The 23,805-nt window shown below is 69.4% G+C and carries 21 protein-coding genes; 11 read left to right on the top strand and 10 right to left on the bottom strand.

Annotation, left to right across the window (positions count from 1 at the left end):
* Window positions 1-150: 150 nt before the first annotated feature.
* Window positions 151-1,686, bottom strand: a complete 1,536-nt coding sequence (locus tag CP983_RS42705; RefSeq protein WP_150505944.1) for a pectate lyase family protein — start codon at window positions 1,684-1,686, stop codon at window positions 151-153.
* A gap of 385 nt (window positions 1,687-2,071) precedes the next feature.
* Here CP983_RS42705 and CP983_RS42700 point away from each other — a divergent pair, with 385 nt between their 5' ends.
* Together CP983_RS42700 and CP983_RS42695 are read left to right on the top strand one after the other, a co-directional pair.
* Window positions 2,072-3,148: an NAD(P)H-dependent amine dehydrogenase family protein gene (locus CP983_RS42700; protein WP_150505942.1), complete on the top strand. Its 1,077-nt coding sequence runs from the start codon at window positions 2,072-2,074 to the stop codon at window positions 3,146-3,148.
* 2 nt (window positions 3,149-3,150) lie between these two features.
* Entirely contained in the window at window positions 3,151-3,639 is a 489-nt protein-coding gene (locus CP983_RS42695) for a carboxymuconolactone decarboxylase family protein (protein WP_150505940.1), read from the top strand.
* 86 nt (window positions 3,640-3,725) lie between these two features.
* Here the strand turns inward: CP983_RS42695 and CP983_RS42690 are convergent, their stop codons facing one another.
* Window positions 3,726-5,363: a GMC oxidoreductase gene (locus CP983_RS42690; RefSeq protein ID WP_185844001.1), complete on the bottom strand. Its 1,638-nt coding sequence runs from the start codon at window positions 5,361-5,363 to the stop codon at window positions 3,726-3,728.
* Between the two features lie 290 nt (window positions 5,364-5,653).
* On the opposite strand from CP983_RS42690, the gene CP983_RS42685 reads away from it, so the two are divergent.
* Window positions 5,654-6,466 (top strand): SAM-dependent methyltransferase, encoded by an 813-nt coding sequence (locus CP983_RS42685; RefSeq protein ID WP_150505938.1) that lies wholly within the window; start codon window positions 5,654-5,656, stop codon window positions 6,464-6,466.
* A 33-nt stretch (window positions 6,467-6,499) separates the two neighbouring features.
* Here the strand turns inward: CP983_RS42685 and CP983_RS42680 are convergent, their stop codons facing one another.
* The 5 genes from CP983_RS42680 to CP983_RS42660 form a co-directional block, all read right to left on the bottom strand.
* The gene (locus CP983_RS42680; RefSeq protein WP_150505936.1) at window positions 6,500-6,829 is read right to left on the bottom strand and encodes a DUF4387 domain-containing protein; all 330 of its coding nucleotides are present in this window, start codon (window positions 6,827-6,829) and stop codon (window positions 6,500-6,502) included.
* The gene (locus CP983_RS42675) at window positions 6,822-8,207 is read right to left on the bottom strand and encodes an acyclic terpene utilization AtuA family protein (RefSeq protein WP_150505934.1); all 1,386 of its coding nucleotides are present in this window, start codon (window positions 8,205-8,207) and stop codon (window positions 6,822-6,824) included. Before CP983_RS42675 ends, CP983_RS42680 begins: the two co-directional genes overlap by 8 nt.
* Before the next feature lie 15 nt (window positions 8,208-8,222).
* On the bottom strand, window positions 8,223-9,188 hold the full coding sequence (locus tag CP983_RS42670; protein WP_150505932.1) for a phosphoglycerate dehydrogenase: 966 nt from the start codon (window positions 9,186-9,188) through the stop codon (window positions 8,223-8,225).
* A 41-nt stretch (window positions 9,189-9,229) separates the two neighbouring features.
* Window positions 9,230-10,501 carry an MFS transporter gene (locus CP983_RS42665; protein ID WP_150505930.1) on the bottom strand — a complete coding sequence of 424 codons (1,272 nt, stop codon included), beginning with the start codon at window positions 10,499-10,501 and terminating at the stop codon, window positions 9,230-9,232.
* A 78-nt stretch (window positions 10,502-10,579) separates the two neighbouring features.
* Window positions 10,580-11,707: a tartrate dehydrogenase gene (locus CP983_RS42660; protein WP_150505928.1), complete on the bottom strand. Its 1,128-nt coding sequence runs from the start codon at window positions 11,705-11,707 to the stop codon at window positions 10,580-10,582.
* A gap of 203 nt (window positions 11,708-11,910) precedes the next feature.
* Here CP983_RS42660 and CP983_RS42655 point away from each other — a divergent pair, with 203 nt between their 5' ends.
* The 8 genes from CP983_RS42655 to CP983_RS42620 all read left to right on the top strand — a co-directional run bounded on the left by CP983_RS42655 (window position 11,911) and on the right by CP983_RS42620 (window position 20,049).
* The gene (locus tag CP983_RS42655) at window positions 11,911-12,876 is read left to right on the top strand and encodes a LysR substrate-binding domain-containing protein (RefSeq protein WP_189748895.1); all 966 of its coding nucleotides are present in this window, start codon (window positions 11,911-11,913) and stop codon (window positions 12,874-12,876) included.
* Between the two features lie 149 nt (window positions 12,877-13,025).
* The gene (locus CP983_RS42650; RefSeq protein ID WP_150505926.1) at window positions 13,026-14,267 is read left to right on the top strand and encodes an exo-alpha-sialidase; all 1,242 of its coding nucleotides are present in this window, start codon (window positions 13,026-13,028) and stop codon (window positions 14,265-14,267) included.
* Between the two features lie 168 nt (window positions 14,268-14,435).
* Window positions 14,436-15,155, top strand: a complete 720-nt coding sequence (locus CP983_RS42645) for a GntR family transcriptional regulator (protein WP_150505924.1) — start codon at window positions 14,436-14,438, stop codon at window positions 15,153-15,155.
* Window positions 15,156-15,348: 193 nt separating this feature from the next.
* Complete coding sequence (locus CP983_RS42640; protein WP_229914906.1) at window positions 15,349-16,560, top strand: MFS transporter; 1,212 nt, start codon at window positions 15,349-15,351, stop codon at window positions 16,558-16,560.
* A 42-nt stretch (window positions 16,561-16,602) separates the two neighbouring features.
* Window positions 16,603-17,964, top strand: coding sequence for an acyclic terpene utilization AtuA family protein (locus tag CP983_RS42635; RefSeq protein WP_150505920.1), 1,362 nt, complete (start codon window positions 16,603-16,605; stop codon window positions 17,962-17,964).
* A gap of 3 nt (window positions 17,965-17,967) precedes the next feature.
* Complete coding sequence (locus tag CP983_RS42630; protein ID WP_150505918.1) at window positions 17,968-18,291, top strand: DUF4387 domain-containing protein; 324 nt, start codon at window positions 17,968-17,970, stop codon at window positions 18,289-18,291.
* Window positions 18,288-19,127, top strand: a complete 840-nt coding sequence (locus CP983_RS42625; protein WP_150505916.1) for an alpha/beta hydrolase family protein — start codon at window positions 18,288-18,290, stop codon at window positions 19,125-19,127. The genes CP983_RS42630 and CP983_RS42625 overlap by 4 nt, the downstream gene beginning before the upstream one ends.
* 7 nt (window positions 19,128-19,134) lie before the next feature.
* Complete coding sequence (locus CP983_RS42620) at window positions 19,135-20,049, top strand: alpha/beta hydrolase (RefSeq protein WP_167537844.1); 915 nt, start codon at window positions 19,135-19,137, stop codon at window positions 20,047-20,049.
* A gap of 6 nt (window positions 20,050-20,055) precedes the next feature.
* On the opposite strand, the gene CP983_RS42615 is transcribed toward CP983_RS42620, so the two are convergent.
* The 3 genes from CP983_RS42615 to CP983_RS42605 all read right to left on the bottom strand — a co-directional run bounded on the left by CP983_RS42615 (window position 20,056) and on the right by CP983_RS42605 (window position 23,798).
* On the bottom strand, window positions 20,056-21,879 hold the full coding sequence (locus tag CP983_RS42615; RefSeq protein WP_150505912.1) for a glycoside hydrolase family 2 protein: 1,824 nt from the start codon (window positions 21,877-21,879) through the stop codon (window positions 20,056-20,058).
* A 66-nt stretch (window positions 21,880-21,945) separates the two neighbouring features.
* A complete protein-coding gene (locus tag CP983_RS42610; RefSeq protein ID WP_107912526.1) occupies window positions 21,946-22,845 on the bottom strand; it encodes a carbohydrate ABC transporter permease in 900 nt (299 codons plus the stop codon).
* A gap of 2 nt (window positions 22,846-22,847) precedes the next feature.
* Window positions 22,848-23,798 (bottom strand): carbohydrate ABC transporter permease, encoded by a 951-nt coding sequence (locus tag CP983_RS42605; RefSeq protein WP_167537843.1) that lies wholly within the window; start codon window positions 23,796-23,798, stop codon window positions 22,848-22,850.
* Window positions 23,799-23,805: the final 7 nt, after the last annotated feature.

The following is a 23,805-nucleotide window of genomic DNA, read 5'->3' as shown; positions in this document are numbered from 1 at the left end:
GCACGGCAGTTGGCAGAGAGCTCCAGCGACGGAAACGCGTCACCCCCTACGACTGCCGAACCCGCCCGATCGTTGCCCCGAATGTGAGGGGCACCTTGTGCGAACTGGAGGGGAGGTAGGCAGTCGTGGCTCGGAGGGCCCCTGTCCCTGCTAGGCGTAGGTCTCGAACTCGGCCACCTTCGGGGTGCCGGTCGCGCCGGTGATCTCGAAGGTGATCTTCTTCAGCGAGGTCTGCGGGAAGGTGACGACGCCCGCACCACTGCCGGTCGTGAGCACGGCGCCCGTGTCCGCGTTCAGCAGCCGCCAGGAGCCGATGGCTCCCGTGGAGCCGGCGGCTTCCCGGATGGCCACGCTCGACACCGCCGTCGCCGAACCCCACTTGATGGAGACCGACCCGGTCGAGCCGGACGGTGACCAGTACGTGCTCATGTCGCCGTCACGGACACTGCCGTAGCTGGTGCCGTCGGCCTTGCTGGAGCCGTCGGAGCCGGCCCCGATGCTGAGGTTCGTGCCGCTGGGCTGTGTCGGGTCGGGCGTGGGAGTGGTGGGCGGGGTCGTCGGGGTGGGCGTCGGCGTCTGGGCCGAGCAGTTGCCGTCGGACACCTTGAGGCCGGTGCCCGCGCCCGCCGTGCGGCTCACGACGTCGGGGACGCACGCTGCGGCGTCGAGCGAGTAGGAGTACGGGATGCTCACCGTGGTGTTGGACTGCGGGTTGGGACCGGCGGGGTAGTTCTCGGTGCCGGGGCTGGACCAGGTGACGTTGTCGAAGACGTTGCCGCTGACCTGCCAGTAGCCGCGCTGGTCCGTGTAGAAGGTGCCGAGGACATCCTTGGAGTCCTCGAAGTAGTTGTTGTCCACCTTCGCCTTTGCGCCGGCCCGCGAGTTGATGCCGGACTCGTTCAGGCTCACGTAGTGGTTGTTGTAGGCGTGGGCGGTCCCGCCGCGCAGGAGTGGGGCGCGGGAGTCGATGTTCTCGTAGCGGTTGTGGTGGAAGGTGACGTAGCCGTTGGACAGGTCGCTCTCGCTGGAGCCGATCAGGCCACCGCGGCCGGAGTTGCGGAGGATGCTGTACGACAGCGTCACGTACTGCGTGTTGTCCTTCATGTCGAACAGGCCGTCGTAGCCCTCCGACTCGCCGCCCGACGCCAGCAGGGTGGCGTGGTCGACCCAGACGTTGCGGACGTCGCTCTCCATGCCGATCGCGTCGCCGCCGTTGGACGTGGGCGAGCCCGACTTCTTCACGTTCCGGACGGTCACGTTCTGGATGATGATGTTGCTCGACTCGCGTATGTGGATGCCGAGTTGGTCGAAGACGGCACCACTGCCGACGCCGACGAGGGTGACGTTGCTGATCTGCTTCAGCTCGATGACACCTGCGGCCGTGTTGCAGCTGTCCCCCGACACCTTGGTGGTGTTGCCGTGGTTGATGGTGCCCTCGACCTCGATGGTGATCGGCGTGTTGCTGGCGGCCCGGCTGCAGAGGGCCGCGTGGATCTGCGTACCCGTGGTCGCGCGGACCGTCTGTCCGCCGGCACCGCCCGTGGTCCCGCCGTTCTGGGTCGCGTAGCCGGTGGCGCTGCCGGTCGCGGCCGAGGCCTCCGACATCGACAGGGTCACGCCGACCGCAGCCGCCAGGGCCATCGCGGCCGAAGCCGCGGAGATTCGCAGTGCGACAGGTCTTCTCATCTCGTCTCCTGGGTTCACCGAGGTACACCGTGGATGTGGTGACGCGTGGGTGTGCGACAGCCCCGGGCTCATGACATGCGGGGCTGGTGGCGCATGACGCTGGAGAAAGCGCTTTCTGGGTGGAGACCATAGGACCCGTTCGGTCAGCCGACAAGACTGTCGACCGGACTTGGTTCACATTCTCGAATGAACGGAGGGGAGTTGGCGCTCCGAGTGAGCTTGACCAGGCGCATGAAGCCCTGCTGGCAGACCGAAGTCAGATAGATGGCCTGGTTTGTGAATCTCCATCATGTACCTGAACATGAACGGGCCTTCGCCACCTCCCCTCCGGCATTCCTCGTGCACGGCTATGGGAAGTTTTGGGGTGCATCGTTACCCTCCGCCCATGATTCCCACGGTGGTTTGGGGCACAGGCAACGTCGGGCGTGCGGCGATCCGGGCTGTCGCGGCGCATCCGATGCTCAGCCTTGTGGCCGTGCTGGTGTCGAGTCCGGCCAAGGTCGGCAGGGACGCGGGTGAACTCAGCGATCTCGGGCGGCGCCTCGGAGTGGCGGCGACGGACGACGTCGAGGCGGTTCTGTCGGCCGGCCCCCGGGCGGTCGTGTACGCGGCATCCGGTGACGTACGCCCGGACGGCGCGATCGAGGACATCGGCCGCGCGCTCCGCGCCGGTGCGGTGGTCGTCACGCCGTCCGTCTACGGCATGTACGACTGCACGAACGCCCCCGACGAGATCCGCGACGTGCTGGCCGAGGCCGCGCGGGCCGGGGGCGGTTCGCTGTTCGTGTCGGGAGTGGACCCCGGCTGGGCCAACGACGTGCTGCCGCTGCTGGTCAGCGGGCTGGGGTCCGAGATCGACGCCGTCCGGTGCCAGGAGATCTTCGACTACTCGACGTACGACCAGGAGGAAGCCGTTCGCGACCTGATCGGCATGGGACACCCCCTGGACTATCAGCCGTTGATGCTGGCCGAGGGCATTCCGACGATGATCTGGGGCGGACAGCTGCGGATGATGGCACGGGCCCTCGGCGTCGAACTGGACGGCATCGAGGAGACGTTGGAACGCCGCCCCCTCGAAACCTCCGTCGTCACCGGCACGATGGGCGAGTTCGCGGCCGGCACCCAGGGAGCGGTACGGCTCGAGGTGCAGGGCGTGGTGGCGGGCGAGCCCCGCATCATCGTCGAGCACATCACCCGCATCCACGCGACCTGCGCCACGGACTGGCCGGCGCCGCCGGACGGCGGAGCGGGTGCGCACCGCGTGATCATCGAAGGGCGCCCCCGCATCGAGGTCTCGGTCGAGGCCACGGACGAGGGTGAGAACAGGGCTGCCGGCGGCAACGCGACGGCGGCCGGCCGTCTGGTGAACGCCATCGACTGGCTCGTCGAGGCCGGACCGGGTCTCTACGACGCACTCGACGTCCCGCTGCGCCCCGCGGTGGGCAGACTGGGAAAGAAGTGATCATGCAGATCGACATCCCATCGGGCGCCGAGCCCATCCCGTACGTCTGGGGCGACCTGGTGCCCGAGATCGGCCAGGCGGCCAGCACCTTCTCCCTGTCCGTGTATCAGTACACGACCCTCGGACTGCGCGAGTTCGAGGCGGCCCGGCTGCGCATCGCGCAGATCAACGGATGCCTGTTCTGTCTGGACTGGCGCACCGAACGTGACGGGGAGAAGGTCGAGGACGGGTTCCTGGACGCGGTCACCGAGTGGCGTACGACGGACGCCTTCGACGTGCGGACCCGGCTCGCCGCCGAGTACGCGGAGCGCTACGCGGTCGACCATCACAACCTGGACGAGGAGTTCTGGGCACGGATGAAGGCCCACTACAGCCAGGCGGAGATCGTGGAGTTGAGCATGAGCATCGGCTCATGGCTCGCGTTCGGCCGGCTCAACCATGTACTGGGGCTCGACAGCGTGTGTGTGCTGCCGTCGCCGCAGGGTTCCTGATGAGGCGCGCCTAGAGCTGCGGGCCGGGGCGCATCGGCCACGGCCCACAGTTGTCCGCACGTCCCGTCGACGGGACGTGTCGGCGGTCAGAAGTCCTCGGCGATGACCTTCTCGATGTTGCGCTCGGCGAGCGCGGTGATCGTGACGAAGGGGTTGACGCTGACGTTGCCGGGAATGAGCGCGCCGTCCGTCACGTATAGGCCCGGATGGCCGTGCAGGCGACCGTAGTTGTCAGTGGCCTTGTCGAGGACGGCTCCACCGAGCGGGTGGTACGTGAGGTGGTCGCCCCAGATCTTGTAGGTGCCGAACAGGTCGGTTCGGTAGATGGTTCCCTCGGTGGCGTTGATCTTGTCGAAGATGGACTTCGCCATGGTGATCGATGGCTGTTTCCACGCGGTCTGCCAGTCCAGGTCCACCTTCCCCGTCGCCGCGTTCCAGGTGAACCGGCCGCGGTGCGGATTCTTGGTGATGGACAGGTAGAACGACGCCCAGGTCTCGATTCCGGTGGGCAGTGGCGCCACTTCGGCGAACGCGCCGCCGGCTGCCCAGTTGTCGATGCCCGCCGTCGGGATGGACGACTGGAGGGCTCCGGTCGGGTCCCAGAGGTGGTTGGCGCGGCCGCACATGACGTTGCCGTTCTCGCCCCAGCCGTTGCCGACCTCGTTGTTGAGGCCGGGCAGCGCGCCCGTCCCCTTGAGGCGGACGAGGAGCTTGCTGGTGCCGACGCTGCCCGCGGCGAAGAACACCCGTTGCGCCCGTACGGTCTTGGTGGTGGTGACGGCTCCGCTCGTGTCGAGCTGCTCGATGGTGACGGTGTAGCCGCCGCCGGCCGGGGTCACCGAGGTGACCCGGTGCAGGGGTGAGATGGTGACCCGGCCGGTGGCGCGGGCCTGCGCGAGGTAGGTCTTCGGCAGGGACTTCTTGCCGTGGTTGTTGCCGTAGAGGATCTCGCCGGCCAGGGCCGACTTGGTCACCGCTCCCGCCGCCTCCTGCTTCATGTAGTCCCAGTCGTAGACGTTGGGGACGAACATGAAGCGGAAGTTGGAGCGTTGGGCGTGCTTGCGGCCGACGCGTGCGTACTTGTAGGCCTCCGTCGTCTCGAACCAGGCCGGGTCGATGGTGGCGACGCCGAGGGTGCTGTTCGCTCGCGGGTAGTAGACGTCGTACATCTCGTCGGCGTCGACCGACGGGAGCACTCCGGGGAAGCGGCTCCGTTCGGGGGTGACCGCCATACCGCCGTTGACGAGGGAGCCGCCGCCGACTCCCCGTCCCTGGTACACCACGATGCCGCCCATTTCCTCGGCGTCCAGGATGCCCGTGTAGCGGGGCACGTCTCGGTCGAGCGGGAAGCCGAGGAAGTTGCTCAGGGGCTGCTTGGTCCGGGTGCGCAGCCAGAAGGACCGGTAGTCGGGGCTGGTGGTGTTGGCGAAGATCTTGCCGTCCGTTCCCGGGGTGTCCCAGGCCATGCCCATCTCCACCATGTGGACGTCGACACCTGCCTGGGCGAGCCGAAGGGCGGTGACGGAGCCTCCGTAGCCGGTGCCTATGACGAGTGCGGTGACCTGTGCACCGGGTTCGATCACGTCCGCCTGCGGAAGTGCGGCGGCGTTCGGAAGGTCGATTGCGCCGAGAGCCGCGGCGCCTAGAATAGAACCTGTTCTACCAATGAAGCGACGACGAGAAAGGCCTCTTCCTTCCTGCGTGCTGGGTGGTCTTGACTCCACGTAGATCTCCTTCCATTCACACAATGGAAACGAGTTCTACTCACAAGCGTGAAATAAGTCACGAGAAACCTGCGGGTAACTTCAGTACCGTCGCCGGATTTCCCGCAACAGAAATGCTCCGGTATCTCACGCGCCTCTTCGGCATCAATTCGAGCTCGGGAATCATGCGGGCGCCGAACTGCGGCGCGTCCTGATCACGGAAAATCCCAACTGACGCACGAGCGGGGCTTGTTGAGGCATAGGTTGGGTGGTGAATGATCCACGTCTCGACCGAAGGACGGATGCGACCCATGAGTGACCCTGCGGCAGCTCCGGAGCCGACGAATCCGAGGATCGACGCGTCGATTCCGCACTCCGCCCGCATCTGGAACTACTGGCTCGGCGGCAAGGACAACTACCGTGTCGACGAAGAGGCCGGCGACGCGTACACCGCGGTCTTCCCCGGCATCGTGACCATCGCCCGCTCCAGCCGTGCCTTCCTGCGCCGGAACATCACGTACCTCGTCTCCGAGGCGGGCATCCGGCAGTTCCTGGACATCGGGACCGGCCTTCCGACGGCCCAGAACACCCACGAGGTCGCCCAGCGGCTCGCGCCCGAGGCCCGGATCGTCTACGTCGACAACGACCCGATGGTCCTCGCCCACGCCCGCGCCCTGCTCTACTCCACCCGGGAGGGTGCGACCGCCTACGTCGACGCCGACGTCAAGGACCCCGACCGCATCCTGGCGGCCGCCGCGGACACACTGGACTTCGGCCGGCCGACCGCGCTCATCCTCAGCAACATCCTGGGGCACATCGGGGACCACGGTCAGGCCCGATCCATCGTCACCCGGCTGATGGACGCTCTGCCCGCGGGCAGCTACCTCTCCATCAACGACGGGTCACTCGGCATCGACCCGGTCTTCGAGGAGGCGCAGGACGCCTACAACAGCAGCGGCGCCGTCCCGTACAACCTGCGGACCGTCGACGAGATCACCGCGTTCTTCGACGGCCTGGACCTCGTCGATCCCGGCGTCGTCTCCGTGACGCAGTGGCGTCCGGAGCCCGGCCCGTCCGCCCCGGAGGTCGTCGCCGAGCACGGCGGACTCGCCCGTAAGGGGTAGCGGCGGACGGGGCCGGACGACTCGGCCTCCTGCTCAGTTGTCCGGTACGGGCAACACCGCGAGCGGCACGTGGTGTTGGCCCGAGTGGATGTCGCGGTCGAACAGCGAGGCCTGGCTGACGGGGCGCGGGAAGGAGATCTTGACGACGTTCAGCGAGGGGATCCGGAATATCTGGATGCCCTCCTCGTCGACGTCGTAGAGCCGGGCGACGGTCCGCTCGTTGAGGAAGGACTCGTCCGCGGCGATGCGGTAGCCGTCCGCGTCACGCATGAACAACTCCATCGTGACCCAGAAAGGGCCGGCGTTCTTGGACCGGATCTCGTGTGCGAGGTCCGCGAGGATGGTGGGGGTCGTCTCAGTCACGTCGCGTGGCCTCCTCGAATTCGATGCGGAACATGTCGGTGGGGGTACGGCTGTCGACGACGTGATGCAGCACGAACTCGTACGCGGGACCGCGCTCGGTCTCGGCCGGCGAAGTGGCGAAGGCGAGGCTCGGCAGGTAGTTCATGTCGGGCGTCGGCAGGTGGAGCATCAGCGGATTGGCGATCTTCGCGACTGCGGTCGCGGTGGCCTGGTCCGGCGCGTTGACCAGAAGCATCACGCCGACCTCGCGGGGCGCGCCCTTTGCCGGGTCGAGGTCCCCGAGTACGGCGTTGTAGCCGTAGAGGCGGACGTCGAAGGCGTACTGGTCGTCGGTCAGGCCGATCGTCTGCTCCACCCGCTGCTTGATCATCGTGCGCAGGAGAGCGGCCCAGTCGTCGATGGCGGAGAGGATGTGCGGGTCCCGGATCCCGGTGAAGGACATCGTCTCGTAGCCGGTGATGCGGGCGCCTTCGAGCTTGATGGTGTGCTGGTCGGCGACATGGAACCGGGAGCCTTCGACCCGCACGGTGGTCTCGTCGACCGCGGTGTACGTGGCGTCGCCTACGTCCAGAGTGCCGTCGGGCTCGCGCATCCGGAACGGGTTCGCGGTCTCGTAGAGCATGTGCGCGGCGACGAGGTTCGGTGTGCAGGCGGCGGTCGTGGCCAGCGGTTCGATGGAGAAGCCGTTGGCGTCGATGGTGGCGAGTACGCCGCCGGCCCGTGGGTCGGTGGTGCACTGTCCGCCGCATTCGATGATCTTGGCGGCGTGCCATGACGGACCGGCCGGCATCCCCTTCATGAGGGGGACGGCGGCGGCGATGGCGGTGTCGGTGGCACGGCCGGCAAGTACGACCTGGGCGCCGGCCTCGATCGCGGCGACGATGGGCTCGTGTCCCATGACGCCCACGATGTGCGTGCAGCTTTCGAGTGTCTCCGGACGCAGCTCCTCCGCGGGAGGCAGCGCGTGGATCCGACCGGCGTCGAGGCATTCCTTCAGGTCGGCGGAGTCCTGCTCGCTGTAGATCCGTGCGACTCGGAGGTTCAGTCCCTCCTCCGCTTGGACGTCGGCCACGATGCCCGCGACCCAGTCGACGCCGTTGTCGGTGCCGCTGGTGCCGCAGGAACCCACGATCAGCGGGATGTCGGCACGCGCGGCTGCCTTCAGCAGCATGCGCAGGTCACGGGCGACGGCGGCGCGAGTGGTCTTGGGCTGGGAGGCGCCGAGATAGTAGGGGCCGGAGTCGGTGCTGCCGCCGTCGACGGAGATCACGTCGGCGCCGAGGCGCAGGCCGCGCTCGATCGTGGCCTCGGGGAAGCCGGCTCCGAGCATGCCGGTCGGCGCCATGACCGTGACGAAGTCAACCGGTTCCTTGTCCATGTTCCTCTTTCCTTGTCAGTGGGTCTTCAGCAGGTGGGCGTTGACCGCGAAGCGTGGCTGCCCCGCCAGTGCGGCGATCACCTCGGCCGCGCCGTCGAGGCCCGTGGCCGTCCGGGCTTCGGCGGTCTGTCCCGCGAGGTGGGAGTAGACGACGATTCCCTCGACTCCCCGTAGGGGACTGTCCGTTGCGAGCGGCTCCTCACTCACGACATCGAGTGCCGCCCCGGCGATCCGGCCCGTGCGTACGGCGTCCGCGAGTGCCTGCTCGTCCACGACGGCTCCGCGCGCGGTGTTGATGAGCACCGAGGTCGGCTTCATCAGGCGGAAGGCGGACGCGTCGAGGAGGCCTCGGGTGCGCTCGGTCAACGCGGTGTGCACGGAGAGGTAGTCGGACTCCGCCAGCAGTTCGGGCAGTTCGACGAAGCGCACGTGCGGATCGGCGCGCTCCTTCTCCGGCACGCCCGTGGTGCAGAGCACCCGCATCCCGAACGCCCGCGCCAGCGGTACGACAGCGCGGGCCGCCGCGCCGTACCCGAGCAGGCCGAGGGTCGAGCCGCGCAGTTCGTGGCCGTCCTCCCTGGGCCAGTTGCCGGCGGCGACGCCCGTCGCGCTCTGTACGAGTCGACGGGCGGCGGCGAGCAGCAGGCCGAGGGTGTACTCGGCCACGGCATTGGCGTTGACGCCCGGCAGGTTGCTCACCGTGATGCCGAGCCCGGCCGCGGCGACGATGTCGACGGAGTCGTAGCCGACGCCGGTCCGTACGACGGCCCGCAGCCGGGGCGCCCGGGAGAGGACGTCGGCGGTGAGGGGCTCGTTCGCGACCAGGGCGGCGTCGATGCCGTCGAGGGCGGCGACGAGCTGCTCGGGGTCGCGGCGGCCGACCATGGGCGCGTGGACGGTGGTGTGGCCGTGGGCGCGGAGTCGGGCGTCGACCTCGTCGCCGGGGCGCAGATAGTCCGTGGTGATCAGGATGCGGGGCACACGGTCCTCGTTTCTGGCTGTCGTGCTGCGCGGCGGTCCGGTCATTTCGCGAGGGCCAGGGCGGACCGTCGCCGCAGGGTGCCCATCCTGGCGATCACGATGATGGCCAGCAGGGCGACCGCGGCGATGTCGACCAGCATCAGGGACCACCCGTTGAGGTCGACCATTCCCCCGACCAGCGCAGGCCCCAGGAAGCCGCCGCCCGCCCAACTCACGGTGTACATACCGGCGTACGTCCCGAACACCCTGGCCGAGGGGGCGAGGTTCCACAGGACGACGACCGCGTTGACGAGGAAGCTGCTCGCTCCGGCGGCCGCGATGCACAGGGCGACGGTGGCGCCCAGCGGTGACTGGAGGAGCGTGCCGAGCAGCATGGCCCCGGCGAAGACGGACATGCCGACGGCCATGGCCCGCAGCCGTCCATAGCGCTCGGCGAACAGAGCGGCCGGGTAGGCGGCCAGGATGAAGGCGACTCCGCTCGGCAGCGTGAGGCCGCCGGCGTCGCCGCGCGACATGCCGAGGGCCTCCATGCCGTACGGCGTGATCAGTGACCGGGACGCGGCCCAGGCGCTGCCGAAGAGGAGGATGGCGGCGAGAAGCAGGAGCCTGCTGCGGTCCCGGTCCCTGAAGATCTCGACGAAGGTGTCGCGCACGCGCGGCGCCCTGCCGTCGGCGGGCTCCGTGAGGCTCTCGGCCAGGACCTGCTGATAGGCCGGGGACCGGCTGTCGCGCACGGTGACGCCGAGCACCACGATGGACACCGCCATGATGGCCGCGGGAATCGCGAAGGCGATGTTCAGGTGGTCGTCGACGAGGAAGATGCTGATGAGCGCGGCGACGATGGCCGTCAGGCTGGTGGCGATCTTGACCACGGCGTTGGCGCGGCTGCGTCGCTCGGGTGCGATGAAGTCGGGGACCAGCGCCTCGGCGATGGGTTTGAAGGTGTTGGCGACCAGGGCGTAGGCGAACATCACCGCGATCAGCAGCGGCAGGGAGGCCGCCGTGTGCGGAATGACGACGAACAGCGTGGCTGCGATCGGCATGCCGACGACCAGATACGGGATTCGGCGGCCCCAGGCGGTGCGGGTGCGGTCCGAGCGGTTGCCGATCCAGGGCTGGACGAAGATGCCCAGCAGGTTGTCCATGCCCATCAGCACACCCACCACGGCCGCGCTGCCGATGTGCTCCCGCAGGAGGGGCGGTACCTGGGATTCGTAGAAGTTCCAGGTCGACTCCTGCGCGAAGACCGCGAGAGCGACAAGGAATGTGATGCTCCGGGTTCTTGAGCGCTGCCCTGCCGACGTCGTCGTCATGAGGGTCGTCCCTTCGCGCCGCCGCCGGGTTGGCGGCTGTCGGATGAAGTGCCGGGGTTAAGGGGGCGGCGGCTCGCCCTACTTGGTGGCGGCCACGTCGCCGACGGCGGCGAGCCGGTCCGGGCCGGCTCCTCGATCGATCTCGGCGGCGATGGCCTTGCCCAGGCCTACGGTGGTGCCGGTGCCGCCGAGGTCGGGGGTGACCACGTCGGGCCGGTCGCCGAGGACGGTCTCGATGGCGGCGACGACATGTGCCGCTGCCTCGTGCTCGCCGAGGTGGTCGAGCATCATCGCGCCGCTCCAGATCTGGCCGACCGGGTTGGCGATGCCGAGGCCCGCGATGTCCGGCGCCGATCCGTGGACCGGTTCGAACAGGCTGGGGAAGGTCCGGTCGGGGTTGATGTTGGCGCTGGGGGCGATGCCGATCGTGCCGGTGCAGGCGGGGCCGAGGTCGGAGAGGATGTCGCCGAAGAGGTTGCTCGCGACGACCACGTCGTACTGGTCGGGCTTCAGGACGAACTTGGCCGTCAGGATGTCGATGTGGTCCTTGTCCGCGGTCACGTCCGGGTACTGCTCCGCCATCTCGGCCGCGCGCTCGTCCCAGTAGGGCATGGAGATCGAGATGCCGTTGCTCTTCGTCGCCCAGGTGAGGTGCTTGCGGGGGCGGGCGGCGGCAAGTTCGAAGGCGTAGCGCAGGACCCGGTCGACGCCGGTCCGGGTCATGACGGTCTCCTGAATGACCGTCTCGCGCTGGGTGCCCTCGAAGATCCGGCCGCCGATGCTGGAGTACTCCCCCTCGGTGTTCTCGCGGACGACGTAGAAGTCGATGTCCCCGGGCCCGTGATCGCGCAGTGGACTGCGGACGCCGCGCAGCAGCCGGACCGGGCGGAGGTTGACGTACTGGTCGAATCCCCGCCGGAACTGGAGGAGGCTGCCCCACAGCGAGACGTGGTCGGGGACCACCTCGGGCAGGCCGACCGCACCGAAGAAGATCGCGTCGAAGCCGCCGAGGACGTCCCGCCAGTCCTCGGGGAGCATCGTGCCGTGGCGCGCCCAGTAGTCGGCGCTGGCGAAGTCGAACTCGGTGACGTCGAGGGCGAATCCATGCGCCTCGGCGGCTGACTGCAGGCACCTCAGACCTTCGGGGACGACCTCGCGGCCGATCCCGTCGCCCGGGATCGCTGCGATGCGGTAACTCTGCGGCACGAATCTCTCTCCTCAGCACACGAAGCGCGTGAAGCACATGCAGCACATTGGCCACGTGCAGCACCTGCGGGATGGGACGGCGTCGACCGGTGAACCGGGACGCTCGGCGTGCGGGGCTTGCGTCCCGCTCACGGCCTGGGGAACACCCTGGCCAGCCGCGATACCCACAACAAGCCCGTAGCCGGAAAGGTAGGCTTTCCCGGGTGGAAAGCCCTCGCCGTCCCGGGCAGCCGGGCAGCAAGAACCGCTCGCCCCTGGACGACCTTGAGTTCTTCCAGGTCGTCGCGTCGAGCGAGACCCTCACGGCAGCGTCACGGGAACTCGGCTGCTCCCTGCCCGTCGTCAGCAAGCGCCTCAGCGCGCTGGAGCGCCGGCTCGACGTGCGGCTCGTGCAGCGCGGCGCCCGGCGACTCGTACTGACCTCGGAGGGCGAGCTGTACGCGGCCCGCGTGGCGACGATCCTCGACCAGGTCCGTGAGCTGGAGGACTCGATCACCGACCGGTCGGGCGGGCTACGCGGTTCGCTGATCGTCGAGGCCACGCTCGGCCTCGGGCGCTCGCACATCGCCCCGCTGCTGGGCGAGTTCGCGCAGGCCCACCCGGAGCTGCACGTCCGGCTCCAGACCTCGGCGCTTCCGCTGCGGCCTCACCGCCGCGAGTTCGACGTGGCCGTCCATGTGGGCGCCCCGCCCGACTCGTCGCTGCGTATGCGCCGCCTCGCCGAGAACCGGCGGGTGCCGTGCGCGTCGCCGTCCTATCTCGCCCGGCACGGCACGCCGACGAGCATCGAGGACCTGGCAGGGCACGACTGCATCGTGCTGCGCGAGAACGAGAGCGACTTCGCGCTGTGGCGCTTCGGGGACACCGCCGGCACCCGGCACATCCGCGTCCGCGGCAGCCTGTCCAGCAACGACGGTGACGTGGTGACCGGGTGGGCCCTGGAGGGGCGGGGCATCATCATGCGTTCGGAGTGGCACGTCGGGCCGCATCTCGACCGGGGAGAACTCGTCCATGTGCTGACGGACGTGCCGACGCCGGCCGCGGACATCTACGCCCTGACCGAGGACGACGCGCACGTCCCGCAGCGGGTCAGCAGGCTGATCGACTTTCTCGCCGCACGGCTCCCTCGCAGGCTGAATCGGCGTCAGGAGACGTACGGGCTCCTGTAGCACGGGGTGCCTTCCCCTGCCTGGAAGCTCCCGCAGCCGCTGCGTCGAGGGCCGGCCGGCTTTCGCGGAACGGTTCCGTCCCGCCCGTTTACATCGATGTACATTCCGCTCTAGCCTGACGCGCGTCTCCTCCACCCGGAAGGAACACCATGGTGGTCCTGCGATTTCGGCATGCCCTCGGACGGCATCGACTCCTCGCGCTCGCGCCGGCCGCCGCACTGAGCCTGCTGTGGGCCACTCCGGCCGCCACCTCCCCCATGACAGCCGGCACAGCTGCGACCGCCACGACAGCATCCGCGTCCGCCCTCGCCGCCACCGGAACACCGCTGCGGGACGGAACGGGCCTGTATCCGCGGGCCATTCGGCTCGCCCACAACGGCTCGGCCAACGGCCGGGTCCTCGCGAGCGTCGTCACCTTCGACGGCAACAACGGCATCGGCGCCATCCACGAGAGCACGGACTCCGGAGCGACCTTCCGTGAGGTCGGCAGAGTCGCCGACCCCGAGTCCGCGGCGGGCCAGGGACTCTGCTGCTCCACCCTGTTCGAACTGCCCCGGCAGGTGGGCGCGCTGCCGGCCGGCACCCTGTTGTGGGCCGCCTCCGTCGGCCAGGACGAGCAGAACCGCCGTATGGCGCTGCGGATCTGGCGGAGCAACGACGTGGGCCGCACCTGGTCGTACCTGTCGTCCTGCGCCGTCGCGAGCGGTACGGGCGGGCTGTGGGAACCGGAGTTCTCCGTCGCGGCCGACGGCGCCCTGGTCTGCCACTACGCCGACGAGACCGACGCCGCGCACAGCCAGAAACTCGTGGCCGCGCGGAGTTACGACGGGGTGCGCTGGGAGGGCAAGCACAACACCGTGGCCAGCGCCTGGGCGCCCGACCGGCCCGGGATGCCGGTGGTGCGAAGGCTGCCGAACGGCACGTACTTCATGAGCTACGAGATCTGCAATCCCGGCGGTCAGTACCAGTGCGTCGTGCACTACCGGACCTCCGCCGACGGCTGGAACTGGGGTGACCCCGCCAACCTCGGCATCCGCCCCGAGACGGCTGACGGCAGGTATTTCCGCGCCGCGCCGACCATCGCCTGGGCGCCCACGCCGGGCGGCGGGGCCGACGGGCGGATCCTGCTGATCGGGCAGCGCCTGCTCAACCGGGACGGCACGCCCGCCGCGGGGAGCGGCCGTACGATCCTCACCAACTCGCGGAACGGCAGCGGGGCCTGGTCCGCGATCGCCGCTCCGGTGACCGTGCCGAATCCGGAGGTGAACTACTGCCAGAACTACAGCTCACCGCTCCTGCCGTCGGCGGACGGCAGGCGGGTCCTCCAGATCGCCACCGACTTCGAGGGCACGGTGTGCAGGGCGTACTTCGCGACCGCCGGCCTGCCGTAGCAGCGGGACGGCGTCTCGCCTGAGCCCTCCCCTCGGCCTCGACCGGATCATCGTCGAGGCCGAGGGCGGATCCCCGTCCGGGCCGAGGGCGGATACCGCGGATATGCAGGTACCGGTGCCGGCCGCGACCCCTTGAGAAATAATGCTGTAGCAAATACGGTGCTGCACATGGGACAGCTTCCGCACCTCACGGTCTCCGCGACACTCGGCGATCAGGCGTACACCGCGATCCGCGAGGCGATCATCTCCGGCAGCCTCGAACGGGGCCAGAAGGTGACCGAGCGCGGGCTCGCCGAGTCGCTGGACATCAGCGCGACGCCGGTGCGCGAGGCGCTGCGGCGCCTGGAGCAGGACCGACTGGTCGAGCGGACGGGGCCGCGCTCCGTGCGCATCGCCAAGTTCGCGGAGGAGGAGCTGCGGGAGTTCACCATGATCGGGGACTCCCTGCGGTCGCTGGCCGCCCGGCTGGCCGCCGAGAAGTCGACGGCGGCCCAGCGACGGGAGATGCGCGCGCTGCTCGACAAGGCCGACGGCCTGCGGGGGCGGGCCGACGGTATCGATTCGGGCAGTGACGAGGCGCGCGAGCTGATCCAGGAGATCCTGCACTGCATGCGGACCTTCCACACGCTCGTCGACCGGGCGAGCGGCAACTCGACGCTGCTCCAGATGCTGCACATGGTCGACGCCTTCGGCGCGGACGAACGTCGCACGACGGTCCTCGCCGAGGTCGGCGGCGACCGGCGCGGCGCGGTGGAGGAGCGGTACCGCCAGCATCGGGCCATCTACGACGCCATCGCCGCCGGCGACGGCGACCGGGCGGCGGAGCTGATGAGCGCTCATAGCGCCGCGTCCAGCGATTCTCTGATCTCGGGGCGTTTCCCGGCCTGAGAGCCGGGCGGCTGCCACTGCCGCGCCCGCGGGAGTCGCCCACCTTCATAAAGCTATAGCAAATAGCAGAGCCGCTACCCAGGCGCACGGCCTCCCGCCCGACGCGCTTGCTATGGCATATGGCAAAGGAGCCGCCATGCCTGAGATCGCACAACCGCACCCACTCCGGAGTGCCCCCACCTCACCGGGGCGGATGAGTGCGAGCACCGTCCTGTGGGTGACCCTCGCGGTCTTCGCCCAGGAGTCGGTCTGGAACTTCTACGACGCCCAAGTCCCCGCCGAACTGCGGCAGTACCTCACCTCCGCGGGCCTGGTCGGGCTCATCATGGGCATGGACAACGCGCTCGGCGTCCTCATCCAGCCGTGGATGGGCTTCGTGTCCGACCGGCGCGCTCGGGACGGCAGGGGCCGTTGGGCCATCGTCCTCACCGGCGCGGCGCTGGCCTCGATACCCTTCGCGCTGATCCCTTGGACCGGCGATCTGCCCACGCTGATGCTCTGCATCGTCGCGTTCGCGGCCACGGCCAACGCGTTCAAGGGTGTCACCGAGACGCTGGTCTCCGACTACCTCTCCCCCGCGCACCGGGGCAAGGCCCAGGGCTTCGTGAAGGCGGGCGTCAGTCTCACCATCGTCGTGTCGGCCCTGATCAGCCTGCTCGTCGTCGACCGCAGCATCACCCTCGCGTTCGCGCTGCCGCCCGTGCTCATGCTGGTGCTCCTCACCACCTCGTGGGTCTTCCTGGGCCGCCGGCACTCCACGGCCGTGGCTGAGGCGAAGGAAGAGGACGAGCCGACCGACTTCACATCGCCCTGGGCCGTCGTCAAGGACATGGTGCGCGACCCCTCCCGCGCACGGGCCCTGCTCATGCTCGGCATCTTCTGCTTCGCCGGCATGTGGTCCGCACTGCGAGCACTGATGACCCCGTACGGCACAGAGACCCTCGGCCTGTCCCGCGGTGCGGCGGGCGGGCTCGCACTGCCCGGCGCCGTCGCCTTCCTGGTGTGCGTCGTCCCCCTCGCCTACGCCTCCTCCCGACTGGGCCAGATACGGGCGATCCGTTACGGCGTAGGGCTGTTCGTCGTCGGCCTGCTCATAGGCTTCGCCTCCCCCACCGTGCCCGGCACGGTCGCCTCACTGGTCGTCACCTCGATCGGGTACGCGACCTTCGCCGTGAACGCCCTCGTCGCGCTGTGGGATCTCGCCCCCAGCCGGCACGTGGTGGGCACCTACACCGGCCTGTACACCGTCGCCTCGTCGACCGGCGCGGCGCTCGGCCCGGCGCTGCTCGGCTTCACCGTCGACATGACGGGGTGGCGGTTCATGCTCCTCGACGGTGCCTTGTTCGCCGCGATCACCTTCGTCGTCTTCACCCGGCTGGCGCGCCGCGTCACGCCGGCCGCCTGACCTGCCCTGACCACGCCCATCGCACAGGAAACAGAGACATTCATGGAGTTCCGCATCCTCGCTCCGACCGGAGCCCTCGGCGCCGGCTTCGACGCCGAAGCGTTCCGACGCGGCGTCGCAGCCAGGCCCCACGTCATCGCCTGCGACGCCGGGTCCACCGACTCCGGGCCCGCGGCCCTCGGCTCCGGCACGCCCAAGCTCTCCGACCAGGCCGTCACCCGCGACCTGCGCCTGCTGCTCAGGGCACGCGACGAACTCGGCGTACCGCTGATCATCGGGTCCTGCGGGACCAGCGGACGGGACATCGGCGTCGACCGGGTCGCCGCACTCGTGCGTGGCATCGCCGAGGCCGAGAACCTGCACTTCACCATGGGGCTGATCTACTCCGACCAACCCGCCGAGCGCCTGGAGGCGTTCTTCGACGACGGCCGCATCGCGCCGCTACCCCATGCGCCGGACATCGACCGGGAGTTGTTCGCACGCAGTCACACCGTCGCCATGATGGGCGTGGAGCCGATCGAGGAAGCCCTGCGGTCCGGGTGCGACGTCATCCTCACCGGCCGGGCCAGCGACACCGCGCTGTTCGCTGCGGTCCCCCATATGCGCGGCGCCGACCCCGGGCTGACCTGGCACATGGCGAAGACCATCGAGTGCGGCGCCGCCTGCGCCGTCCCGCCGTCGGCCAACGGGCTCCTGGTGCACCTGCGCGACGACCACTTCGACGTGACCACGCTCGCCGAGGACAGCCGGCTCACCCCTCGTTCCGTCGCGGCGCACACCCTGTACGAGAACGCGGACCCGTTCCGCATAGTCGAGCCGTCGGGAATCCTCGACACCACCGACGCCACGTACGAGGCCGTCGACGAGCGGACCGTCCGGGTGCGCGGGGCACGGTTCATGCCGGCGGACGGCTACACGAACAAGCTCGAAGGCGCCGAACTCGTGGGCCACCAGACGGTCATCGTCGGCGGCGTCCGCGACCAGGTGGTCATCCGGCACCTGCCCGACCTGGTGCCGTTCACGAAGAAGTACTTCGCGGACAAGATCCTCGACGTGTTCGGTGGCGACGTCGACCCCTCCGACGTGGACATCGACTTCCGCCTCTACGGCGACGGAGCTGTACTCGCGGCAGCCGAACCCGAGCCACTACGCCCTCGCGAGATCGGTGTCCTGATCACCGTGACCGCCCCCGACCAGGCGACCGCGCACGCCGTCGCGACCTTCGTCGCGCACGCTAGCAGCCACCTGCCGATCCCGGAGTACGACGGCCTGGTCTCCACGCTGGCCTACCCCTTCTCCCCGCCGGAGACGGACCGCGGCCCGCTGTACCGCTTCACCCTCAACCACGTCGTCACCGGCGTCACCCCGACCGAGCTCTTCCGCACCGTCACCGAGGAGGTATGAGCCATGACCACCTTGCTGGACTTCTGCTCCCTGGTCCGCTCCAAGAACGCGGGCCCCTTCACCCTGACCTTCGACTTCATGTGCCATGACCAGGCTGCCTACGACACTCTCGTCGGCACCGGCTTCCTCAACAAGGACCTCTTCGCCCGCCTCTACGGCGTCCACCCCGCGGACATCCTGCTGGTCAACCACCCCCTGGCCCTCGCCGTGAAGGTCTCCTTCCCCCGCCCCGAGCCCCAGGGCGACCTGCACGACGCCGACTGCTACGCCGGCCAGCAGTACGCCCCGCTCATGGACCTCCCGATAGAAACGGACCACGCCTCATGACAACCGAACGCCCCTTGTCCCCCTGGGACTTGCCGGCCGACCACCCCGGCGTGTCCTTCCTCACCGGCCCCACCGCACAGTTCGCGCTCGCCCGCGACCCGCGGTTCTCCTACTCCCTGTACGTCCCCAAAGGACATGGTCCCGACGGCCCGCCCCGCCCGCTGGTGATCGCCGTGCACGGGACGCGGCGTCGCGCCGAGACCCTGCGCAACGCCTTCGCCGAGTTCGCCGAGCGGCAGGGCTGTGTCGTCCTCGTGCCGCTGTTCCCCGCCGGGATCACCGGCCCCAATGACGTGGACAGCTACAAGCTGCTCTCACCGACGGGGTTCCGGGCCGACGAGACGCTGCTCGCCATGGTCGAGGAGGCCGCCGCCCGCTGGCATGTGCGGACCGACCGCTTCCATCTGCACGGGTTCTCGGGCGGTGGCCAGTTCGCGCACCGCTTCGCCTATCTGCACCCCGACCGGCTGTCCTCCCTGTCCGTCGGCGCGCCCGGACGGGTCACGCTGCTGGACTCCGCGATGACCTGGTGGCACGGCACGTCCGATGCCAAGGAGCAGTTCGGCATCGAGGTCGACCCCGGCGCGCTGCGCGGCCTGCCCGTCCAGCTGGTCATCGGCGAGAACGACACCGGCAGCGCGGAACTCGCGCCGCCCGACGCCCGCGGTCCCGCCCCGGCGGGCAGCAACCGCATCGAACGCATCCACGCGCTGCACGCCAACTGGCGTGAGCACGGCATCGACGCACGCCTCGACACGGTCCCGGACACGGCTCACGACCACTTCGCCGTTCTGCCCACCGTGCAGCGATTCCTCGCCGCATGCCTGGCCCGGTGACCCGGCTGTGGCTGCGCACGAGCTCGATCCGCAGATCGCCGAAGTCCTCAGAAGTGGCGAGGTGAAGGCCGACTGGCGTGTGCCTCCGGTCGCCGATCCGCTGGTGCGCGATGACATCGCGCCGCTCCGGGGCCGGTCCCTTCCGATCCGCCTCTACCAAGGCCCTCGCGACGACTGCGTCATCGTCTTCTTCCACGGCGGCGGCTTCGTCAAGGGAGACCTGGATTCTCACGACGCCCAGGCACGGATGCTGTGCGAGGTCACTGGGCGGCCGGTCGTGTCGGTGCAGTACCGGCTGGCCCCCGAGCACCGGTTTCCCAGTGCCTACGAGGACGCGGTGGAGGTCGTCCGCTGGGTGCACGAGCACGCGGGCACGCTGTTCGACGGTGCGGCGGCCCGGATCGCGGTCGCGGGCAGCAGCGCCGGAGCGAATCTCGCCCTCGGCGCCGCTCTCGCCCTCGCGTCATCGCCCTCGGCCCCGGTCGCGCAGCTGCTCGTCTGCCCCTTCGCCTCGGGTGATCCGACATTGCCTTCACGCGCCGAGTTCGCCGAGGGGTTCGGGCTGACGTCCCGAGCCGTCGAGTGGTTCATCGAGGCGTACGTGTCCGATCCGGCGCAGCGGCAGGACCCGCGCTTCGCCCCGCTGCTGTCCGAGAACCTCGGCGTCCTGCCGCCAACAGTGCTGTTCAGCGCCGGACTGGACCCACTGCGCGACGACGCCCGCGTCCTGTCGGAGCGACTGCGGGCGTCGGGCGTACACGTACTCGCCTCGGAGGAGCCGACGCTCCCCCACGGCTACTTCAAGTACGCCGGGTTCTCCGAGGCGGCGAATGACGCGGTCGTACGCATGAGCACGTCGTTCCGCGACCTGCTCGACGACCGGTGCGCCGATGTGGCGTGCTCTGAGCGGGAGTTGAAGTAGGAGACCTCAGTCCTTGTCCTCTCCCTCGATCGCCGCCGGGCGCTGCTGTGCGGCACGGACGCGGTCGACGTCGAGCTTGGAGCTGCGGTCGAAGCGGTAGATGCCGTTGCGCTCCTGGAAGACGTCGGTCAGCTGGGTGTAGCAGTAGCCGAACATGTCGCGATCGTCGAGCAGGACACCGGTGAGGCCGGCGAACCGGGCGTGGAACTCCTCCTCGTCCCGGACGCGTTCGCCGTAGCCCCAGGACTCGGTGCGGTCCTCGCCGGTCTGGGCGGCGGCCGCCTCGGGGTCCCACCAGATGCCGCCGAACTCGCTGACGAAGTACGGCTGACCGCGATACGGCACCGAGTAAGGAGCCCCGCTCTCATGGGAGTTGACGAACGGGGCGTCCTTCGCCAGCCCGGACATCAGCTCGCGGAAGGCTTCGGGGTCCTGCTCGTAGTGGTGTGAGTCGTAGATGTCGGTCTCGGCGACGCGGTGGGCGTAGCCGGAGGCGTCGATCACCGGGCGGCTCGCGTCCATCGCCTTCGTGGCCAGGAACATCGCGCGGGTGACGTCGTCGAGCCGGGTGATGCGGTCGTGGAGCTTCTGGTACGTCTCGTTGAGCGGGCACCAGCCGATGATCGAGGGGTGGGAGTAGTCCCGTTCGACGGCTTCCAGCCACTGGGCGACGTACGAGGCGTCGGGCTGCTGGTTGTCGCCCGAGGAGCCGCCGACCTCGCAGCCCCAGTCGCCGAACTCGCCCCAGACCAGGTAGCCGAGGCGGTCGGCGTGGTGGAGGAACCGCTCCTCGAACACCTTCTGGTGGAGCCGGGCCCCGTTGAAGCCGGCCTCCATGGCCAACTCGATGTCCCGTACGAGGGCTTCGTCGGTCGGCGCGGTCATCAGCCCGTCCGGGTACCAGCCCTGGTCGAGGACGAGGCGCTGGAAGACCGGGCGGCCGTTGAGGAGGACGGCCTTGCCGCGCAGGCCGACGGCGCGCAGACCCCCGTAGCTGTCCACGCCGTCGACCACCTGGCCGGTCGCGTCGAGGAGTTCCAGCCGCAGGTCGTACAGGTGCGGGTCCTCCGGGCTCCACTCGCGGCGCCGGTCGTCGGGGACGGGCAGGTGCAGGCGCGGGGCCAGGTCCAGGTCGGCGCGTGCCTCGGTGCGGCTCACCTCGCCGTCGGCGTCGCTGAGGACGGCACGTACCCGGTGGCCGGGGCGGTTGCCGGAGATCGGGAGTTCGAGGTGGAAGGCGGAGCCGGCGAGGTCGGGGGTGATGCGGGGGCGCCGCAGATGCAGTTCGGGGACGGGCTCCAGCCAGACGGTCTGCCAGATGCCGGTCACGCGGGTGTAGTTGCAGTCGTGGTTGGCGTACTGGATCGCCTGCTTGCCGCGGGCCTGCGGGCCGGACTTGGGGTCGCGGGCCCGGACGGTGATGACGACCTCCTCACCGCTGCCGGCGATGTCGCCGAGGTCGGCCGTGAAAGGGGTGAAACCGCCACGGTGCCGGGCGACCTCCTTGCCGTCGGCCCACACGGTGGTGTCGTGGTCGACGGCTCCGAAGTGCAGCAGCACTCGGCGTCCGGCCCATTCGGCGGGCAGGGTGAGGGCGCGCCGGTACCAGACGGCCTCGTGGAAGTCGGTGTCGCCGATGCCGGACAGCTCGGACTCGGGCGGGAAGGGCACGAGGATCTCGTCGCGCAGTTCGCGGCCGAGCAGGCCGCGTTCGAGCCCGCTGTCCCCTCGGTCGGTCTCGAACTGCCAGGCGCCGTTCAGGTTGAGCCAGTCGCGTCGCACGAACTGCGGTCGTGGATACTCCGGGCGCGGTACGGAGGGGGTGGGCACACATGCTCCAGTCGATCGGGGGCCGGCGGGTTGCAGCCGGCCTGTGAGTACGGCGAGGGGGTGAGGTCAGGAGCCGCCGAGGCCGGTGGTGGCGACGGAGTCGACGATGCGGCGCTGGAAGAAGAGGAACACCACGATCAGTGGCAGCGCCGCCAGCAGTGCGGAGGCCATGGACTGGGCGTACTGGATGCCGAAGGCATCCTTGACGGTGGCCAGGCCCACGGGGAGGGTCATCAGGTCCGGGTCGTTGGTGACGATGAACGGCCACATGAAGTTGTTCCACGCGCCGATGAAGACGAAGATCGCGACGGCGGCGACGATCGGCCGGGACAGCGGCAGCACGATCGACAGGAACACCCGGAACTCCGAGGCCCCGTCCATCCGGGCCGCGTCCTCCAGCTCACGCGGGATGCCGTCGAAGAAGCGCTTGAGGATGAAGACCATCATGGGCGCGACGACCTGCGGGAGGATGACCGCCGCATAGGTGTCCACCAGGTTGAACAGCAGCATCTGCTCGAAGAGCGGTACGACGAGCAGTTGCGGCGGCACGAGGATGGCGGCGACCGTGACGGCGAGCAGGGTCCGGCGGCCTCGGAAGGTGCCGCGGGAGAAGCCGTACGCGGCGAGGGTGGAGACGACGACCGTGATCAGGGTGACGAGGCCTGCGATGAGGAAGCTGTTGAAGGCCCAGACGGTGACGTTCCCGCGTTCCAGGATCTGCCGGTACGCCTCGGTCGTGAAGGCGCCCTTGATCGGGGAGAGTCCGGGCGACGCGGCGTCCTGCTCGCTCTGCACCGAGGTGGCGACGGCCCAGACGAACGGCAGCAGCCAGACGGCGGCGAGGACGGCCAGCGCGGTGCCGGCCAGGACGCGGGGCAGTCGGCCGTGTCCGAGGACGAGGGAGGGTTCGGCGGGCGCCAAGGGGGGACGGCGCCGCGGGCGAAGGGGTGTTGCGGTGGCGGACACGGTCAGTCCTCCTGGCGGAAGAGACGCAGTTGCACGAGCGAGACGACGATGACGAGGGCGAAGAAGAGGTAGGAGACGGCGGAGGCGTAGCCGAGCCGGTAGCCGGTGAAGCCGACGTCGTAGACGTATTCCAGGACCGGGCGGGTGGAGCCGTTGGGGCCGCCCTTGGTGAGGATGTAGATCTGGTCGAACACCTTGAGCGAGGCGAGGACTTGCAGCATCGCGACGAGTGCGGTGGTCCGGCGCAGTTGCGGCAGGGTGATGGACCACAGGCGCCGCCAGGCGCCGGCGCCATCCAGCGCCGCGGCCTCGTAGTAGGTCGAGGGCAGGGACTGGAGCGCGGCGAGGTAGAGCAGGAAGTTGAAGCCGACCGTCCACCAGACGGTGAGGGCGGCGATCGACCACATCGCGACGGATTCGTCGGAGAGCCAGCCGACGGGTGCCATGCCGATGGTGTCGAGGAACTGGTTCGCCAGGCCGAGTTCCGGCTGGTAGAGCCAGGTCCAGACGAGCGTCACCACGGTCACGGGCAGCAGGTAGGGGGCGAAGAAGGCCAGTCGCCACGCCCACTGTCCGGCGAGGCCGCTGTGCACCAGCAGGGCCATCGCCAGTGCGATCAGGACCAGCGGAACACTGGAGATGGCGGTGAAGACGACCGTGTTGCCGAGGCTGCTCCAGACGTCCGGATCGCCGAACGCCTCGGCGTAGTTGTCGAAGCCGACGAAGGCCGTGTCGCGCAGGGCGAGTGAGCTGTCGGTGAAGCTCATCCAGAGCCCGTGCACGATGGGCCAGACGAGGAACAGGGCGAAGACGAGCAGGAACGGCACGACGAAGACGAGGCCGGGGCCCTGCGCGGTCCGGCCGGCCTTGAGGCCGATACGGCGGAGGCCGCCGGGGCGGTCGGAGGCCGGGCCGGTCACGGTGTCGGTGCCGGGGGGTGCGGTGGTGGTCACGTGGGTC

The sequence above is a fragment of the Streptomyces chartreusis genome (assembly GCF_008704715.1).
Classification (GTDB): domain Bacteria; phylum Actinomycetota; class Actinomycetes; order Streptomycetales; family Streptomycetaceae; genus Streptomyces; species Streptomyces chartreusis.
Note: the sequence above shows the minus strand (reverse complement) of the source record. Positions and strands in the feature narration are given on the sequence as shown.